The sequence below is a fragment of the Clostridium sp. AM46-21 genome (genome assembly GCF_003480025.1).
In the GTDB taxonomy this organism is placed as follows: Bacteria; Bacillota; Clostridia; order Lachnospirales; family Lachnospiraceae; genus Coprococcus; species Coprococcus ammoniilyticus.
In genome coordinates, this window is sequence record NZ_QUIB01000001.1 from 119,978 (window position 1) to 140,052 (window position 20,075).

The 20,075-nt window shown below is 41.7% G+C and carries 10 protein-coding genes; all 10 read left to right on the forward strand.

What is annotated here, in order from left to right:
* Nucleotides 1–269: 269 nt before the first annotated feature.
* A complete protein-coding gene (locus tag DW959_RS00640; protein WP_021943733.1) occupies nt 270–686 on the forward strand; it encodes a cytidine deaminase in 417 nt (138 codons plus the stop codon).
* Between the two features lie 13 nt (nt 687–699).
* A complete protein-coding gene (locus tag DW959_RS00645; RefSeq protein ID WP_117822752.1) occupies nt 700–3,630 on the forward strand; it encodes an insulinase family protein in 2,931 nt (976 codons plus the stop codon).
* A gap of 121 nt (nt 3,631–3,751) precedes the next feature.
* The gene (gene era, locus DW959_RS00650; RefSeq protein WP_117822750.1) at nt 3,752–4,657 is read left to right on the forward strand and encodes a GTPase Era; all 906 of its coding nucleotides are present in this window, start codon (nt 3,752–3,754) and stop codon (nt 4,655–4,657) included.
* Nucleotides 4,654–5,397: a DNA repair protein RecO gene (recO, locus tag DW959_RS00655; RefSeq protein WP_117822748.1), complete on the forward strand. Its 744-nt coding sequence runs from the start codon at nt 4,654–4,656 to the stop codon at nt 5,395–5,397. The genes era and recO overlap by 4 nt, the downstream gene beginning before the upstream one ends.
* A gap of 65 nt (nt 5,398–5,462) precedes the next feature.
* Complete coding sequence (locus tag DW959_RS00660) at nt 5,463–6,860, forward strand: glycine--tRNA ligase (protein ID WP_117822746.1); 1,398 nt, start codon at nt 5,463–5,465, stop codon at nt 6,858–6,860.
* Between the two features lie 279 nt (nt 6,861–7,139).
* Nucleotides 7,140–9,776: a pyruvate, phosphate dikinase gene (gene ppdK / locus DW959_RS00665; protein ID WP_118614923.1), complete on the forward strand. Its 2,637-nt coding sequence runs from the start codon at nt 7,140–7,142 to the stop codon at nt 9,774–9,776.
* A gap of 228 nt (nt 9,777–10,004) precedes the next feature.
* Complete coding sequence (locus DW959_RS00670) at nt 10,005–10,949, forward strand: cation diffusion facilitator family transporter (protein ID WP_118615022.1); 945 nt, start codon at nt 10,005–10,007, stop codon at nt 10,947–10,949.
* 48 nt (nt 10,950–10,997) lie between these two features.
* Nucleotides 10,998–11,606, forward strand: coding sequence for an SGNH/GDSL hydrolase family protein (locus DW959_RS00675; RefSeq protein ID WP_118614926.1), 609 nt, complete (start codon nt 10,998–11,000; stop codon nt 11,604–11,606).
* Entirely contained in the window at nt 11,603–11,899 is a 297-nt protein-coding gene (locus DW959_RS00680; RefSeq protein WP_118614929.1) for an SGNH/GDSL hydrolase family protein, read from the forward strand. The genes DW959_RS00675 and DW959_RS00680 overlap by 4 nt, the downstream gene beginning before the upstream one ends.
* A gap of 511 nt (nt 11,900–12,410) precedes the next feature.
* A complete protein-coding gene (locus DW959_RS00685) occupies nt 12,411–20,039 on the forward strand; it encodes a fibronectin type III domain-containing protein (protein ID WP_118614932.1) in 7,629 nt (2,542 codons plus the stop codon).
* The last annotated feature ends 36 nt before the right edge of the window (nt 20,040–20,075 follow it).

Below are 20,075 nucleotides of genomic sequence, written 5' to 3' on the forward strand. Positions count from 1 at the left end.
TGTAACTTCGAACTAACCTCGATTAAGTCGAGCTAAGGTCTCAGTTACGAATGTCGGTACTTGGGCAGCGTATTTTGCTGCCTTATGTACCGCTACATGAGGATAGAATGAGAATGTCTTGTGTAATAATAGGTAAGACCACTGTCAATCTGTTTTGTATAGTTTGCAGTTAGAATACGCCAGAATCGCATTGCAAACACATGGAAAATAGGCTATATTTATGGGTGGTACTGTTAGTTCCATGTAACAGGAAGTAAGAGGAAATTTGTATGAATGAAAACGAGATTTCAGAGATGATCGAGCTTGCGATGCAGGCAAGAACAAAGGCATATGCGCCATATTCGAATTTTCAGGTGGGAGCCTGTGTAAAGATGGAGAATGGAAGTTATTATACAGGATGCAACATAGAGAATGCTTCCTATGGGGCAACAAACTGTGCGGAACGGACGGCTGTTTTTAAGGCAGTCAGTGAAGGGTGCAGAAAGCTGTCTGCGATCGCGATCGTTGGCGGACTAAAGAACGGAGAATGTGACTATACTTATCCATGTGGGATATGCAGACAGGTCATTGCCGAATTTGCCGAACAAGGCTGCGTGATCGTTGTAGCAAAGAACAAACAGGAATATAGGATGTATTCGGTAGAAGAGCTGCTTCCGGAGACATTTCATTTGAATAAAGAAGAATAAAGGAGACATCAGATTGAGAGACTTAAAAGAATTAACAGGGTATGACATCATAACAGAAGAAAAGATCCCTGAAGTAAATGGAACAGGTTATATCTTAAGCCACAAGAAGACAAAGGCCAGAGTGCTTGTAATTGCTAATGATGATGAGAACAAGGTGTTTAATATCGGATTCCGGACACCGCCGTATGATGATTCCGGTATTCCGCATATTCTGGAACATTCGGTATTATGCGGTTCCAGAAAATATCCGGTAAAAGACCCGTTTGTAGAACTGGCAAAGGGTTCATTAAATACGTTTTTAAATGCAATGACATATTCTGATAAGACGGTATATCCGATTGCAAGCTGTAACGAAAAGGATTTTGAAAATCTTATGGATGTCTATCTGGATGCGGTATTCTATCCGAATATTTATGAACATACAGAGATCATGCGTCAGGAAGGCTGGCATTATGAACTTGAAACTGTAGAAGGGGAACTGATCTATAATGGTGTTGTGTTTAATGAGATGAAGGGTGCATTTTCATCTCCGGAACAGCAGATGTATTCAAAGATTGAAAAACTTCTTCTTGCTGACACACCATACAAGAATGAATCCGGTGGTGATCCTGCAGCGATTCCAACATTAAGTCAGGAACGTTTTCTTGATTTTCACAGAAAGTATTATCATCCGTCAAACAGTTATATTTATCTGTATGGTGATCTTGATATGTATAAGGAATTGGACTATATCGATAAGGAGTATCTCTCGAGCTTTGATTATAGAGAGATTGATTCTACGATCGCTGTGCAGACAGCCTATGAACAGATGAAGGATGAGAGCTGCTTTTATTCAATCGCAGAAAATGAGAGCGAAGAAAATCAGACATTTTTAACCTATAATATGGTAGTTGGCAGCAGCCTTGATAAGAAGCAGTCCGTTGCCATGAATATACTGGAATACGCAATTATGGACGCTCCGGGCGCACCTTTGAAGAAAGCATTAGTAGATGCAGGGATCGGAGAGGATGTCTTTGCTTCCTTTGATGATGGGATCCGGCAGACAATCTTTTCAATCGTAGCAAGAAATGCAAATATGTCCGATAAGGAACGTTTTGTGTCAGTGATCAGGGATACACTGACTGATCTTTCCGGGCATGGAGAAGAAGGAAAGGCGATCGATCGGACTTCGATCGAGGCTGCGATCAATAATTTTGAGTTCAAACATAAGGAAGCAAACTTCGGCAGATTTCCGAAGGGGCTTATGATGGGTCTGGATGCATTTAATACATGGCTGTATGATGATGCATCTGCACTTGAAATGTTTAAGTTAAATGAAGTATATGATGAATTGAAAGAAAGTCTGAAAACCGGATATTTTGAAGAACTGATCTGGGAAAAGCTGGTTCAGAATACCTTTGGTATGATTTTTGTTATGAAGCCGAAGAAGGGGCTTGATAAGGAGAATGATGCAGCAGAGAAGCAGAAGCTTGCGGACTATAAGGCCTCTCTTACGGAAAATGAGCTTGAACAGGTTGTATCAGATACAAAGGAATTAAAATTATATCAGGAGACACCATCTCCGGCAGAGGATATGGAGAAGGTTCCGTTGCTTAATATTTCTGATATCAGAAAAGAGATCCATCCGTTAAAGAACCGTGAGGACAGCATTTATGGTATGCCATTAATAAGTCATGATATCTTTACTAACGGAATCGGTTATCTGGAGTTTATATTTGATATCAATGATCTGGATGCAGAGTTTGTTCCATATGCAGAGCTGCTCACTAACATTTTCAAATATGTGGATACAGAGCATTACACATATGGTGAACTGTCCAATCAGATCAATTTCCATACCGGTGGTATCGGATTTTCTACAGGAGCCATGTATAAGGATGGCGGGAAGGATCATCTTTCATTCTTCTCCGTTAAGACAAAGGCCATGTATGACAAGCTTGGAGAAGGTCTGAAGCTGATCGAGGAGATCCTGTTCACATCGAAGCTTTCGGATAAGAAGAGATTGAAAGAGATTATATCGGAAGAAAAGGCCGGACTTAAGACTGATCTGATATCTTCAGGGCATATCACATCTGCAACACGCGCGATGTCGTATGTCTCAGATGTGATGGCATTTAAGGATATGACAGAGGGAATCGGATATTATGATTTCTTACAGGAGCTGGATCAGGATTTTGAGCAGAATGCAGATGCGATCATTGAGAAGCTGCAGACAACGCTTGCCGAGATCCTCAGAAAAGGAGCGGTAACAATCTCTTATACAGGTGACAATGATATCAAGGAATTATTGGGCGCAGATATTGAAGCGTTTGCAAGAAAGTTGTCGACCAGACCTGCTTTTGCAGAAAAACGTGTGATGAAAAAAGCTGTTAAGAACGAAGCCTTTAAGACAGCAAGCCAGGTACAGTATGCGGCTCTCACAGGAAATTATAAGGAAAAAGGATTTGAATATACCGGAGCACTGGAAGTCCTACAGGTGATCTTCTCCTATGGATATCTCTGGGAGAATATCCGTGTAAAGGGTGGGGCATATGGAGCTATGTGTTCATTTGCCAGATCAGGAATGGGGTATTTTACATCCTACAGAGATCCGAACCTGATGGAGACATATGATATCTATAAGAAGGCAGCAGACTATGTGGCAGGCTTTGATGCAAGCGACAGAGATATGACCAAATATCTGATCGGTGCGATCGCGAAGTTAGATTCTCCAATGACACCATCAGCAGAAGGAGCATTCAGCCAGACCTGTTACTTTGCAGGTATTACAGATGAGCAGCTTCAGAAAGAACGTGATCAGGTGCTTACTGCAAATGTAGAAACGATCCGTTCACTGGCACCTGTGATCCGGGCGATCACAGATGGCGGGGTTATCTGTGCAATCGGTGGGGAAGATAAGATCGAACAGAATCGGGCAAAGTTTAAAGAAGTAAAAGATCTATAGTTTTTACAGAAGTAACGAAAGAAGATAGAAGTATATAGATTTGTAAATAGTTCTCCGGCAGGTTACAGAATTCTGTGCCGAATGGAGAACATGAATACATACAGAGTATGGAAGGAGAAGTATGAACGATACATACAAATCAGGATTTGTTGCGATCATAGGAAGACCAAATGTAGGTAAATCCACACTGATGAATCAGTTGATCGGACAGAAGATCGCTATAACGAGCAGTAAGGCGCAGACAACAAGAAACCGTATTCAGACCGTGTATACCTCGGATGAAGGACAGATTGTTTTCCTCGATACACCTGGAATCAACAGGGCCAAGAACAAGCTTGGTGAATATATGTTAAAGGTGGCAGAGGGAACATTAAATGAAGTAGATGTCGTTATGTGGATCGTTGAAGCAACGACATTTATCGGAGCAGGAGAACGGTATATCATTGAACAGTTAGAACATGTTAAGACACCGATCATCATTGTGGTAAATAAGATCGATGCGGTAAGTGAAGAAGAAGTATTCAAGGCGATCTCGACCTATAAGGATGCCTGCAGTCATGCGGAGATCGTTCCGGTATCGGCATTAAAGGGAAAGAACAAAGATGAACTGATAAAGACGCTGTTCAAATACCTTCCATACGGACCACAGTTCTATGATGAAGACACGATCACCGATCAGCCGGAGCGACAGATCGTATCCGAACTGATCCGGGAGCAGGCTTTAAGACTTCTGGATAAAGAGATTCCACACGGAATCGCGGTTGTTATTGATTCGATGAAGGAACGTCCGAATGGACGACTTATGGATATAGATGCAACAATCATCTGTGAGCGGGATTCCCATAAGGGTATTATTATCGGAAAACAGGGCGCAATGCTGAAAAAGATCGGCAGCAATGCAAGGTATGGCATTGAACAGCTATTAGATACACATGTGAATCTGAAGCTTTGGGTAAAGGTGAAGAAGGATTGGCGGGATACCGATACCCTTCTTCGAAATTATGGTTATAAGATGGATGAATCATGAAGGATGAGATAGTATTAAACGGAATCGTGCTTTCCTCCGGTCTTCAGGGAGAATATGACAGACGGCTTGTTATACTGACCAGAGAGCAGGGGAAGATCACAGCATTTGCAAAGGGAGTCCGACGACCAAGCAGCCAGTTGATCTCAAAGACGCAGCTGTTTGTCATGGGAGCATTTACTGTATATCCGGGAAGAAATGCATATACACTTATCAACGTAGATGCAAAGGAATATTTTCATGAACTGACCTTTGATGTGAACAAATACTGTTACGGATCTTACTTTTGTGAGATGATGTCATATTTTACAAGAGAAGGTGACCGGTCGGCAGATTATCTGAATCTGCTGTTTGTCAGCCTGAATGCATTAAAAAAAGGACTGCTGCCGGTGAAACTGATCCGTTGTGTATATGAACTGAAGATCATGGATATCTTTGGACAGGGACTGCAGAGCTTTCATTGCCCGATCTGTGGAAGCGATAGGCTGACACGGATATTTGATCCCTTATCCGGTGGAATCCTGTGTGAGAACTGCCGGAGCAAGGCTAAGAAAAGTATCCATATATCAGAGGACGCCAGATATGTGCTTCAGTATATTAATGGAGCAATGCTTGGAAATCTGTATAATTTCACGGTTTCAGACAGCGTGCTGGAAGAACTTATGATGATCGCAAAGGAATTTCTAGCGGTATATGTAGACCGAAAATTCAATTCTGTAGAAATAATTGAATCCCTGTCTTGAAAAAAACAGGGAGAGAAGGTACAATAACGTACAAATATAAAGATGAAATATAAATGGAGGACATTATGGAAAAGACATTAGACAAGATCGTTGCTTTAGCAAAAAACAGAGGTTTTGTATATCCGGGTTCAGAGATTTATGGTGGACTTGCAAATACATGGGATTACGGTAACCTTGGTGTTGAGTTAAAGAACAATGTAAAAAAGGCTTGGTGGAAAAAGTTCATACAGGAGAATCCATATAATGTAGGCGTTGACTGTGCGATCCTGATGAACCCACAGACATGGGTAGCATCCGGACATCTTGGCGGTTTTGCAGATCCTTTGATGGACTGTAAAGAGTGCCATGAAAGATTTCGTGCAGATAAACTGATCGAAGACTACATGGCAGAGAATAACCTGGAGATCGAAGGTTCCGTTGATGGCTGGTCAAATGAAGAAATGGAGAGCTTTATCGAAGAAAAGAATATCTGCTGTCCTTCATGCGGAAAACATAATTTTACAGGTATCAGACAGTTCAACCTGATGTTCAAGACATTCCAGGGTGTAACAGAGGATGCAAAGAACACAGTATATTTAAGACCTGAGACAGCACAGGGTATCTTTGTAAACTTCAAGAATGTACAGAGAACATCCAGAAAGAAGATCCCGTTTGGTATCGGACAGATCGGTAAGTCATTCCGTAATGAGATCACACCGGGTAACTTTACGTTCCGTACCAGAGAGTTTGAGCAGATGGAGCTGGAATTCTTCTGTGAACCGGGAACAGACCTTGAATGGTTTGATTACTGGAGAAGCTTCTGTATCAACTGGCTAAAAGACCTTGGTATCAAGGATGAAGAGATGCGTGCCCGTGATCATTCACCGGAAGAGCTTTGCTTCTACAGCAAGGGAACAACAGATATCGAGTTCTTATTCCCATTTGGATGGGGTGAACTTTGGGGTATCGCAGACAGAACGGATTATGATCTGACTCAGCATCAGACTGTATCCGGCGAACCAATGGATTACTTTGATGATGAGAAGAAAGAGAAATACATTCCATATGTTATCGAACCATCACTTGGTGCTGATCGTGTAACACTTGCATTCCTTTGTGCTGCATATGATGAAGAAAATATCGGAACCGAGGAGAAGCCGGATGTAAGAACTGTATTACATTTCCATCCTGCACTTGCACCTGTTAAGATCGGTGTCCTTCCACTGAGCAAGAAACTCGGCGAGGGAGCAGAAAAGGTATATGCTGAATTATGCAAATACTACAACTGTGAATACGACGACAGAGGAAATATCGGTAAGCGTTACAGAAGACAGGATGAGATCGGAACTCCGTTCTGTGTAACTTATGATTTTGATTCAGAAGAAGATGGTGCTGTAACTGTCCGTGACAGAGATACCATGGAGCAGGAAAGAGTAAAGATCGAAGATCTGAAGGCATATTTTGAGAAGAAATTCGAATATTAATCAGACGAAATGAATCAATATCTCAGATAGAGTATCCGGTTGATCGAATCTGTAAAATAAAAGGGACATTTGTCGGAAAAGAACATTATCTGGCGGATGTCTCTTTCTTTTTGAAAAAGATTCCGGAACATGCGGTTAAAAAGAGAAAAAAATTGAAAAAAGTGGTTTAATATTATTAGGTCATATGATATAATCACGTCAGAGTGGTGGGAAAATTCTGCCCTAAAGCAGGCTTTTTTCAGCATATATTTAATTAGATACGTAGGAGGTAATAAACAAATGGCAAACAAGTGGGTTTATATGTTTAGCGAAGGCGACATGACCATGCGTAATCTTCTCGGTGGTAAGGGTGCAAACCTTGCAGAGATGACAACAATTGGTCTTCCAGTTCCACAGGGTTTCACAATCACAACAGAGGCTTGTACTCAGTACTATGAAGATGGTCGTAAGATCAACGACGAGATCATGGCACAGGCTATGGAAGGTGTTAAGAAGATGGAGGAGATCAACGGCAAGAAGTTCGGAGATCTTGAGAATCCATTATTAGTATCAGTTCGTTCAGGTGCTAGAGCATCTATGCCGGGTATGATGGATACAATCCTTAACCTTGGTTTAAATGACGAAGTTGTTGCTGCAATGATCGCACACAACCCAGATCCAGCATTCGAGCGTTTCGTATATGATTCTTACAGACGTTTCATTCAGATGTTCTCAGACGTTGTTATGGAAGTTGGTAAGAAGTACTTTGAGCAGCTCATCGATAAGATGAAAGAAGAGAAGGGTGTTAAGTTCGACGTAGAACTTACAGCAGCTGATCTTAAGACTCTTGCAGAGCAGTTCAAGGCTGAATACAAGAACCAGTTAGGAACAGATTTCCCTTCAGACCCAGTTGAGCAGTTAAAGTTAGCTATCGAAGCTGTATTCCGTTCATGGGACAACCCACGTGCAAACGTATACAGAAGAGATAACGATATCCCTTATTCATGGGGTACAGCAGTTAACGTAATGCCTATGGTATTCGGTAACTTAAATAATGAATCTGGTACAGGTGTTGCATTTACTCGTGACCCTGCAACAGGTGAGAAGAAGCTTATGGGTGAGTTCCTTATCAATGCACAGGGCGAAGACGTAGTTGCCGGTGTTCGTACACCAATGCCAATCGCTCAGATGGAGCAGGAATTCCCAGAAGCATATGCAGAATTCCTTAAGGTATGTGAGACTCTTGAGAATCACTACCATGATATGCAGGATATGGAGTTCACAGTTGAGAACAAGAAGCTGTACATGTTACAGTGTCGTAATGGTAAGAGAACAGCTCAGGCAGCTCTTCAGATCGCTTGTGACCTTGTTGATGAAGGACATAAGACAGAGGAAGAAGCAGTTGCAATGATCGATCCTCGTAACCTTGATACACTTCTTCACCCACAGTTTGATGCAGCAGCTCTTAAGGCAGCTACACCAATGGGCAAGGGACTTGGTGCTTCACCGGGTGCTGCTTGTGGTAAGATCGTATTTACAGCTGACGATGCAGAATCATGGGCAGCTAAGGGCGAGAAGGTTGTTCTTGTACGTCTTGAGACATCACCGGAAGATATCACAGGTATGAAGTCAGCACAGGGTATCTTAACAGTTCGTGGTGGTATGACATCACATGCTGCTGTAGTTGCTCGTGGTATGGGTACTTGTTGTGTATCAGGTTGTGGCGATATCATCATGGATGAAGAGAACAAGAAGTTCACACTTGCAGGCAAAGAGTTCCATGAGGGAGATTTTATCTCAATCGATGGTACAACAGGTAACATTTACGATGGAGTTATTAAGACAGTTGATGCTTCAATCGCAGGTACATTCGGTCGTGTTATGGCATGGGCTGATAAGTACAGAACACTTAAGGTTAGAACAAATGCTGATACACCAGCAGATGCTAAGAAGGCTCGTGAGCTTGGTGCAGAAGGTATCGGTCTTTGCCGTACAGAGCATATGTTCTTTGATCCAGAAAGAATCGCAGCATTCCGTGAGATGATCTGCTCAGATACAGTAGAAGAAAGAGAAGAAGCTCTTAATAAGATCCTTCCATATCAGCAGGGAGATTTCAAGGCTCTTTACGAAGCACTTGAAGGTAACCCGGTTACTATCAGATTCCTGGATCCACCTCTTCATGAGTTCGTTCCTACAGAGGAAGCAGATATTGAGAAGCTTGCAAAGGCTAAGAATAAGTCAGTAGAAGAGATCAAGGCACTTTGCAACTCACTTCATGAGTTCAACCCTATGATGGGTCACAGAGGATGTCGTCTTGCTGTAACATATCCAGAAATTGCTAAGATGCAGACAAAGGCTGTTATCCGTGCAGCTATCGAAGTTCAGAAAGAGCATCCAGATTGGAATGTTGAGCCAGAAATCATGATCCCACTTGTATGTGAAGTTAAAGAGCTTAAGTATGTTAAGAAGGTAGTAGTTGAGACAGCTGATGCTGAGATCGCTGCTGCTGGTGTTGAGCTTAAGTACGAAGTTGGTACAATGATCGAGATCCCTAGAGCAGCTCTTACAGCTGATGAGATTGCTAAGGAAGCTGACTTCTTCTGTTTCGGTACTAACGACCTTACACAGATGACATTTGGTTTCTCAAGAGATGATGCCGGTAAGTTCTTAAATGCTTACTATGATGCTAAGATCTTCGAGAATGATCCATTTGCTAAGCTTGATCAGACTGGTGTTGGTAAGCTCATGGATATGGCTGTTAAACTTGGCAAGCCAGTTAATCCAAAGCTTCATATCGGTATCTGTGGTGAGCACGGTGGAGATCCTTCATCTGTTGAATTCTGCCACAAGATCGGTCTTGATTATGTATCATGTTCACCATTCCGTGTACCTATCGCTAGACTTGCTGCTGCTCAGGCTGCAATCGCTAACAAATAATAGACTGCACGAAAACGTGAATTATAATAGTCAATAATAAAAAGTCTCTGTTACTGTTATATTGCAGTAACAGGGGCTTTTTGTTAATAATGAAAATTATATGTTTGCACATAATTGTGAACAATACAAAGAATCCCATTTGGTGTATGCCGGGCGGGATTTTTGTGTTATAGTGGTAGTTGTGAGATTGAAGAATAGAAAAAGATGAAAGTAAGAAAGAGAAAACAGATGAAGACAGATAATAGTGCGAAAAAAGTGAACAGTGTAAAGAAAGAACGTAGGGAAAAGAAAGAGAAACTGACGATTGAAAAGAGAATATTACAACTATCATTTCTTGGAAGTGTATTGTTTATAGTAGCGGAAGGTGTGATGGCATGGTTTACCCATTCCCATTCTTTGTGGACTGATTGTTTGTTTGATGCAGCGGATTTAGTGATGATCGGACCGTTTCTGGTGCTTGTGCCCCTGCTTTATAAACCGGTGACAGAGAAGCATCCATATGGATATGCACAGGTAGAATCGTTGTTTTTACTGGTAAAGTACAGTGTATTATTAGCACTTACCTGCAATCTAATGGTTGAAAATATAAAGCTGTTATTACATGGTGGACATGAAGTTGATGCCGGCAGTATTGCTATATTTGAATTGCTTGTATGTCTTGGCTGTGCAGGCATGTATCTGTTGCTTGGTCATTACAGTAAAAAGTATGAGTCTACGACGATCAAAGCTGAGCTTTATATGTGGAAGCTTGATGTTATAAGCAGTATGGGAGTAGCCGTAGCATTTGCAGTTCAGATGATATTGTTTACAACGAGATTTCGGTTTCTGACGCCATATATTGATCCTGCAGTAGCTGTAATTATGGCACTGCTCCTTATAAAAGAACCGGTAAAGGAGATTTTCCAGAGCATTAAAAATCTGATTTTATTTGCACCGGAGGAAGATGTCTTAAATCAGATACGTGGAATCGTGGATAAACATATGAATGATTATCCCTATGAGGTTACATTCTTAGATGTTATCCAGACCGGACGGAAGCTATGGGTTGAAGTATATATTGGAAATAAAACAGACGTTATACATATCAGCATTCTGCATCGTGTCCGGGATGAGATTAAGCAGGAATTGAAATACAAATACGATCAGGTATATATAGAGATTATACCGGATTAGGATAATACGAAAGGCTTAAAGTTATTATATAAGACAGAGGTGATCGATATGAAGAAATGGAAGGCTGCCGGACTGATCACAGTAGCCGGGGCATGTGTTATTGCAATCGTCTGGGGATTGCATGGTCGGACAAAGAATAATGCAAAATTGTTGCAGTTAGATGAGCAGGTATCGGATGATTCTGTTATATATGTAGCATTGGGAGATTCGATTACATATGGATATTCATTAGAACACGCAGAGAATGAACGATTTTCTGCAAGAATTGCTGCTTATATGAAACAACAGGGGATGCAGGTTGTCGAATGTAATCAAGGTGTAAATGGTCAGCTCAGTGGCGACATGTGGCAAAATATCAAGAAAGGCAAGGTAGATCTGTTAGACCATGCTGATTATGTGACATTTTGCATTGGTACGAATGATGCACTTCTTCCGTTTGAATTCTTTGTTATGCAGTATGAAGATTATTTTTATGGATATTCCGGTGCAGGAGATGATTCTCCGCTTTGGGGAAAAATTAATAAAAAGACATTTGTCCGGGACTTTGAGGAGGCAGACCGGTCTGCGGAAGATAATCTGAATCGGTTTTATAATAATCTTTCAGATAGTATAGATCTGATCCGTAAGCTTCGCCGGATTGCCGGATTGCAATCATGACATTATATAATCCATATCGTAATATGGATTATGAAATATCGGCAGGAGGGATAACGGTCAATATCGGCCAGTATGCAGAAGAAAAGATCAGTCAGGCAAATACGATCATTCGTACAGTATGTAAAGAAAAGAATATTGTACTGGCAGATTGCTATGAAGCATTTGTTTCCTCAAATGATATTGTGCTTAATAATCAGAATGCAGAAAATTATATAGATCCAGATGATCATCCGACTGCAGTGGGACAGCAGTTAATCGCAGATGTGTTTATAGAAGCATTGTTTACAAAGTAAGATGTAATCAGACACAGTATTTACTTACAAAGTAAGAAGTGATCAGAAGACAGCATTTATTTACCAGGTAAAATGGAAATAGAATAGCATTCATTCATAATAGAACAGCAGTTTAATGAATAAAAAATAGAATAGTTGGAGCACATAATAAGACATTTTCGTATGATGTTACAGTTTAAGATATGTCCGAAATTTGGGATATATTTTTATAAGGATATCATATGAAAATGTCTTTTTTTGAAGCAAGAGGGGTATAATTTATGATTTGATCCGACAATATTTGCATAACATTATGCGTTTTAAATTGTATCTGCTTCTAACAAACTAACGCAAATTGTCAGAATAAATACACATATTGTGTTTGTAAGATGAATATATTTATAAAATGCATCTATTTTTCTTTCTTTTTGGCAAATATTTCGATATAATTATTATGTAACTGGAGGTTTGGATGCAGAGACAGCATTCAGAAACAAGAATAACGTTTATGTAAGAAAGGGATGATGAGAACATGAACAGAAAATGGGGAAAGAAATGGATGGCAGCAATGCTTTCGATTTCGATGGTGATCGGTATGTTTCCTGGGGTTGGAAATCCGGTCAGAGTTCTTGCGGATGAGCCGCCGGGGCAGGCGGTCACGCAGGCAGATACCTCAAATGCAGATAACAGCGGAAAGGATAAATATGGATTTAATCTGACGACACCAAGTTCATTTAATGCAAATGACGGTGAAAATCCATACGGTTCCGGCTATTCTGCATTTAATGAAAAGATGGAAGCATTTTTATGGTATCGATCCAGTGGAAAGAACCGAAATGCTGAGACGTATAACTATACGAAAAGCTCGGATATCAAGGGCTATTATGTTGGACCGGATTCGAAACGGAACAACAATGGATTTATACAGAGCCGTACAGCATCCGGCGCAGCTGATGTCAAGTATGTAAATGTAGACGGTTATGATCCGTATGGAACCGGCCGTGATAATATGGTTGCACTTGTTGGCGCATCACTGGGAAAAGATCCGCAGCTTGTTGTAGCAAGATACAGTGCATCCGGTAAAGGTCAGGAATTAAGAAAGACCTTCAGCCTTGGATCGGGTGATGATAATGACTGGCTTCGGGATAATCAGTTGGAAAAATACAGTGCCTATAAGAATTATTTTACATTAAAGGCAGGAGATTTTGATGGTGATGGAGATGAAGATATCGCAGTCTATGTTCCAAAACGTGGAGATCCGTATATTATGATCCTGGACGGAATCACCTTATCGCCGATCAGTGATAATATTCCGGTTCGTAGTTTTATGGGAAATACCGGAGCGGATATGGCAGGTAAATTTACCAATAATGGTAAGACAGCAAGAGCAACGATCAACATGTCGATAGAAACTTCGGATATCAATCGGGATGGTAAAGATGAGATCCTTCTGGTTGGTTCCTATTCGAATATCCACGATGACAGTGATGGAAAGAAGCTGCAGCAGAGAAGCTCTGTATTTGCCTGTTATAAGGTAGAGAACAAGAAACCACAGCAGATGAATAAGTATGTAATGGATAAGGATACATGCAGTGTATATATGCGTTACGCATCTGTAGCAGCAGGTGATATTGATTTTGATGGCTTCCCGGAAGTTGTAGTTGCCGGTGTATACAGTGATAATGATGGCCCGGATGGAGATAAATCCGGTTCAAATAAAAAGTATATGCTGGTAACATTGAAATACGATCCAAATGAAGAGGTGGAGACATTAATTCCATCCGGCGGAAACGTAATGGATATGTGTAATTTTGTAAATGCAGGCTTTGATAAAGATGATAATGTGCATCCGCTTCCTGCATTGACCTGTGCGGCAGTAAACGGAAGAAATGATGCGGAGCAGGTTTTCTTAGATGGTGTTTTCTGGAAGTTTGAAAATGAATCATGGAAAAAGGACTATACAGCCAAGGTATGTCAGAGCAGTGATAAAGGAATCGGCGGTTATATCATATCCGATACCTGGGTAGATGGCTGTGTGGCAGGAAACTTTGATGAAAATGATCTGGGAATTGAACAGGTCTTATATACGACCGGATATAAGCAACAGAGCTTTAACCGGTACTTTTACCGGGTGAACATGTCCGGTAAGGAACAGAACAAGGATTCATCGACCGGTATCTGTACACCGGGCAGTTATTTTGATTCGACTTCAAACGAGCTGGTGCGGCATGTCGGCATGAGTGATTTCCCATGTCTGGCGATCGCAGCAGTTGATGCGGATAAAGATACGGATGTATTTACCTTTAAGAGCAAGAAATATACATACAGTAATGTAGATATTCTGGCTGTATTACAGGCTGCTCCATATTTTGGCGAGCTTCAGGATAATTATTATAATGGAAATATCGGAGAAACCTTATACGGTAAAGTATCTGGAAAAGGAACGGTAACCAGTAAAACGAAGATGGCATCCATTGGAGCATATGCATCATTTTCCATCGGTTCTTCAGCATTGCAGTTCCATACGGAGGCGTCCTATACCCATGACTGGGAGTGGTCATACGAGGATGAGCTTTCCCATGAGTATTCGATCAGTTTTGAAAATGATGGTACGAAGAATCAGGTAGTGCTTTATCGAACACCGGTTATTTTGTATGAATACGTCATCACGCCGGCCGACGGAAGTGCGTCGTATACCATGGAGGTCGGAGTGCAGCAGCAGCCGGTCTATTCGACCATGGATGTAGATTCCTTTAATCGGTTTGCAGCAAGCGATGAAACTCTGCAGAATAAGGTGATCACGAAGGATATTCTGTCCAGTACGCCGGGATGTCCGGATACCTATGCGACCAGTTCACTTGGAATGAAGGGGTTTGTTGGCTATCCGAACTGGGTAGAGATCAATAATAAGGTCAATGACCAGACAACGGTAGCGATGAATATCACGGATAGTACACAGAGCAGTAAGACAATGACCCAGACGAACAGCTTCGAACTGACACTTGGTGTAGAAGGTGAGATAGATGCCAAAGTGGTGAAGATGAATTATGGCGGTGGTGTCAAGCTTGGCGGTGGCTGGGGCTCCGGTAAGACAACATTTGATTATTCATCAGTATCGAAGGAAGGCGTGGTAGCTTACCCGCCGGCGACGGATTCCCAGTACAGCTTCAGTACAAAATTTGGTATCTGGCAGGCAAAACTTGGCGACAGCAATGTTCCAATCCTTGGCTTTGTTGTAAAAAATGTCGAACAGCCGCCATCTCCACCGGAAGATATCAGTGTGGATACCGTGACTGCAGATTCCGTAACGCTTGCATGGGAAAGTGGTTATAAGAAGGCAGAGAAATATGAGATCTATCAGGTATTTAATGATGGTATCACAACCAATAAATACAGTCTGTTAGATACGATCAGCGGTGACAGTGCTTCTTACACCTATGATGGATTGAAACCATCGACGGAATATGAATTTGCACTTCGTTCAGTTGGAACAAACAGCGGAGGTGAGACTGTATACTCCGAATACACACCGGAGGTATCCGTTCATACACTGGCTGACAGTGAGAAACCGGATATCTTAAGCATGACAAGTGTACAGAGAGTTGTTGTCGGCGGTAATGCAAGCTTTGTGATCGATGCACTTCCATCTGCAAATGCAAAAGGCGGTCTGTCCTATGCATGGCAGGTTCGAAAAGCAGGTTCGGTCAATTGGGTAAACCTGACGGACAAAGAAGCTTCCGGTATAAATGGAAGTACATTGAAGTTAAATGGTATCACAGAGGATATGGATGGCAATTCTTATCGATGCGTTCTTTCTGAGCTGATAAAGGGTGTGCGGTTATACGCATATGGAGCGCCCGGCATCCTGCATGTCGGAAGGGCTGACAGTATGGTGACAGCAACGATCAGCAATACACAGTCCGATAGTGCAAATAAGGGAACTAATACAGCATTTGGACAGTACACACAGACACGGACGGTTACGAATGAACGTATGGTATCGAAGACTGTAGCGGTTACAATCGGAACACAGAAGGAGACATTTGTCCAGTATAAGAATGGTGCAGTGGTATCCGCTGTATATCCGGATGCAGTAATACCGGAATTTATCTATTTTGACAGCCAGACAAATGAATGGTATGTACTGGAAGGATATAATGAGACAGCAGGAACAGCAACTGCAAAGGTGAAATTAAATGAAGTAATACCAAATGTATTCCAGAGTGGAACAACCGGTGATGCAGCCGCTCTCTGGAATGGAGTTGATGCAGATACAATAAAGCCTGTGACAGAACAGGTGACAGAGACTGCAGCGGGCAAGACTTATTATGCATATACAGCAGTAACAGCCGATGGTGAGATATTGTTGTACAGCACAGATGCTATGTCAGAAGCAGTTACACAGTGGTATCAGTTGGAACAGGGTACAGATGGAGCAATTACAGCAAAAGCGTATGCCGGTACTGTTCAGTCCTATGTGCCTGCTTATGCCGGATATAAAGAAGAATCTGCTGGCACTACAAATCAGCAGTATATCGAGGTTGATGGAACAACCTGGTATCTGTACTGGCCGGAGGCATACGAAGGAAATAATGCTTATATCATGTATTCAAAATCCGCCGAAGCAGATCGGACTGCGGATGAGACCTATTATTACAAGACTGAGCAGACGGTAACAGATGAGAACCAGCAGGAGCAGATCATTACAACATTTAATGAATTAAAGATCGCTACGGATGATGTCTTTTCTCTTATGGGAAGTGGAGCATCTAAGCAGTATGGTGTTACCCCTGGTGAGGTTGTTACCGTAAATGAAACATATGATACACAGGTTGAAGATATCATAAAGGGAGATCAGACAACGGTTCAGATCCATGTTGCAGAGGCAGTTACATCTTCTGTCAATATCGATAAAACAGGAATTGTAAATGTAAACTTCTTCAATAACCGGACCGGTTCTATTCGTGATATATCAACCGATGTAGATAAGAATGGTAATGCTTCTGTTGTATGGAATCCGGAAGAAGCCGGAGATTATACGGTGACTGTATCTTATGGCGGAAATACATCATTATATCCTACTGATACACAGACTGTTTATTATGTAGTAGATCGTACGGATAATACGGTATACGTTCTTTCCGGAAACAATGCGGAATATGGCAATACCATTAAGTTAGAAGTCAGACAGGGAAAACGGGAAAACGATACATCCGGCAATATAACGACAGAACCGCTTGCAGCAGATGCTTCTGTATCTTATCAGGTATCCTATGTGGATGGGGATGATAAGGTTGTAACGGAAAATATAGCCAGCAATACATTTGCTCCAAAATGGCCGGGACAGCATACATTTGTTGCGACGATAACCAGACAGAACGGTACCAGTCAGGCCAAATCATATGCGATGAAGATGCTTACCGTAAGCAAACGGCCGATCGTTATTACTGCTCCATCAAAGGATGGTATATCAGAGGATGACACGGCAGATAAAGTATTAAGCCTGTCAGATGTTGTTGTAAAATATTCGGGTGATGACACAGAATCCGGTATCCTGGATTCAGATGCAGCTAAATATAAACTGTCGGATTTGATGACAATAGAGGCTGAGCCGAAGTTAGATGAAAATTCGACAGCAGGTGTTTACCAGACCGGAATCGCATGGCTTACAGTTGGAACCGAAGAAGACAGTGAGTATATAGATTTGGTAAAAGAATTCCTGAAGAAATATAACGTCACTCTGAACAGAGGAAAATATCAGATCGTATCGAACCAGTATACAGTCCGATATGAGTCTGATGGCAAGGGAACGATAAAAGGATATTGTGGAGACTCCAAAGAGCCATTTGCATCCGGAGCCGGATTAGCAGATCAGAGCAAGGTATCCTTTAAAGCAATTCCAAAGGATAATTATAAGGTCAAAGCATGGAAGGTAACAGGAAGTGATGGAAATGATCTGGTTCTCGGAACTGATTATATGGTAAATGGAGATACATTGATTATTTCAGCATTGAGCAGCAGTGTTCATGTCAGTGTATCCTTTGCAGCAAAGACCTACCAGTTGAATTACGATCAGCCGGAAAACGGAAGTCTTCAGGCATATTATGTAAAGGCCGGAAGCTATGGAAGCAAGATCGATACAGGTGAGACCGTCCTTACGGGAAAGAGTATCCTGCTTCAGGCGGTTCCAGATGAGAATTATGTCGTAAAACAGTGGACGGTTTCTCATGGTGGTTCAGCAAAGATCCAGAAAAATACTGACGGAAGTATCTTTGCCGGAACAGAGATCACACTCGATAATGTGGAGACAGATACTGTTGTGGCCGTTGAATTTGAACCGGTAGAGACATATTTATTTGAGACAGAAGTGATCGCAGAAGATCCAGATACATCGGTTGCAGGCTGTAAGATCAATGTCTCAGAACAGGTTCAGGATGGCAAGGCAGCAAAGGGATCAACGGTGGCACTTACAGCAGATCTTCCGGAATCCGTTACTGTATCAGAATGGAGAATCTATACCGATGATACACATTATACTGTAGCAGCAACGGGTGGAGACCGGTATGTAGTATCCAATGTGCAGAAAGACATGAAGATCAAGTTGGTTGTCAATATGTTCCAGATGGAAACACTTCATTTTGAAGCGGTAAATGAACAGGGACAGCAGGTAGATGATGTTGTTACGGCATGGAGTGATTCTGTACAGATCAATAACGATACAAAGATCGTAAAGAATCTGTCCGTTGTTATGAAAGCAGATGTACCGGAGCAGTATCAGATCGCAGAGTGGAAGCTGTTTACCGGTTCAGAAGAACAGACGATCGCGACCGGAAAGGATGCGAAGGAAAGTTCATTTAACAGTGTAAACAAATCCATGCGTGTTGTACTCGTTCTGCTTGATCGTCCAACTGTCACATATAACAGTGATAATAACGGAACACTGAAGTGTGATGTTGTATCCGGCGGTTATATCGACAGATACCGTATAGAAGATATTGTTATGACAGCAGTACCGAAGACCGGATATGAAGTGGATCAGATCACAGTAATGATGGATGGTGCAGCTTACAGTGATATGACGGTTTCTGATATAGAAAATACAGACAATAAGCAGATCAAGATTCAGGCACCAGATACAGGCTTTGAGAAAAATGTAGAGGTTGCAGTTACTTATAAGGAGATTCCAAAGGTAGAACTTCAGTATGAGTTGGTATCAGCAGATGGAGCAAAGGCAGGAACAATAGCTGTTCATGTGGATCGCAAAAAACAGAATGATCTTATGCGGGATGTATCCGCCGGATCCGGCAGTCTTGAAGTATATCGGGACAGCACGGTTACAATGACAGCATCGGTGATCGCTGGCTACGAGATCAATGCATGGAGTATGAATGGTACAGATATCACAGCAGATGTCCGTACGAACAATACAGATCTGAGCAAACTGGTATGTACCGTTGATGAGAAACTGTTACAGAATGTACCGATTAAGATCACGGTAACGGTTGTTAAGACGCCGGAGCCTCCGGTAGAACCGGTTGTAGAGGAACTGACTAAGAAGCAGATCGAGAAGAATTCACAGACACTTTCCAGCAAACAGAAGGTTGTCTGGACACAGAAGGGAATCCAACTGACCTGGAAAGCTGTTAAGGGGGCACAGGGATATGATGTCTATGCAGCTCCATGTAACAGAAAGAAGCTGACTGTTGTTAAGACGATTTCAGGTGCAAAGAAGAACGCAACAGTACTGAGTAAGTATAAAGGCAAGAAGCTGAACCGGAAACAGTCATACAGAGTCCGTGTCAAGGCATATCGTATTGTGAATGGGAAGAAGCAGTATATTGCTACAGGACTGACACTTCATATCGCAGGGCCGAAGAACAAGACATATACAAATGTAAAGAAGATTCAGTGCAAGAAGACAGAGTATACCTTAAAGAAAGGTAAAACAGCAAAGATAACAACTAAGCTTATCTTACAGGATAACAAAAAGAAACTGTTATCCAAAGGGCATGGTGCTAAACTTCGCTACAGCAGTACCAATAAAGCGGTTGCTGTTGTAACGGCAAAGGGTACGATCCGTGCAAAGAAAAAAGGAACCTGTTATATCTATGTTACTGCATTAAATGGAGTAAATAAACGGGTGAAGGTCACAGTAAAATAAAACTGCAAATTTAAGTTAAAAAAATTCCATGGTGGG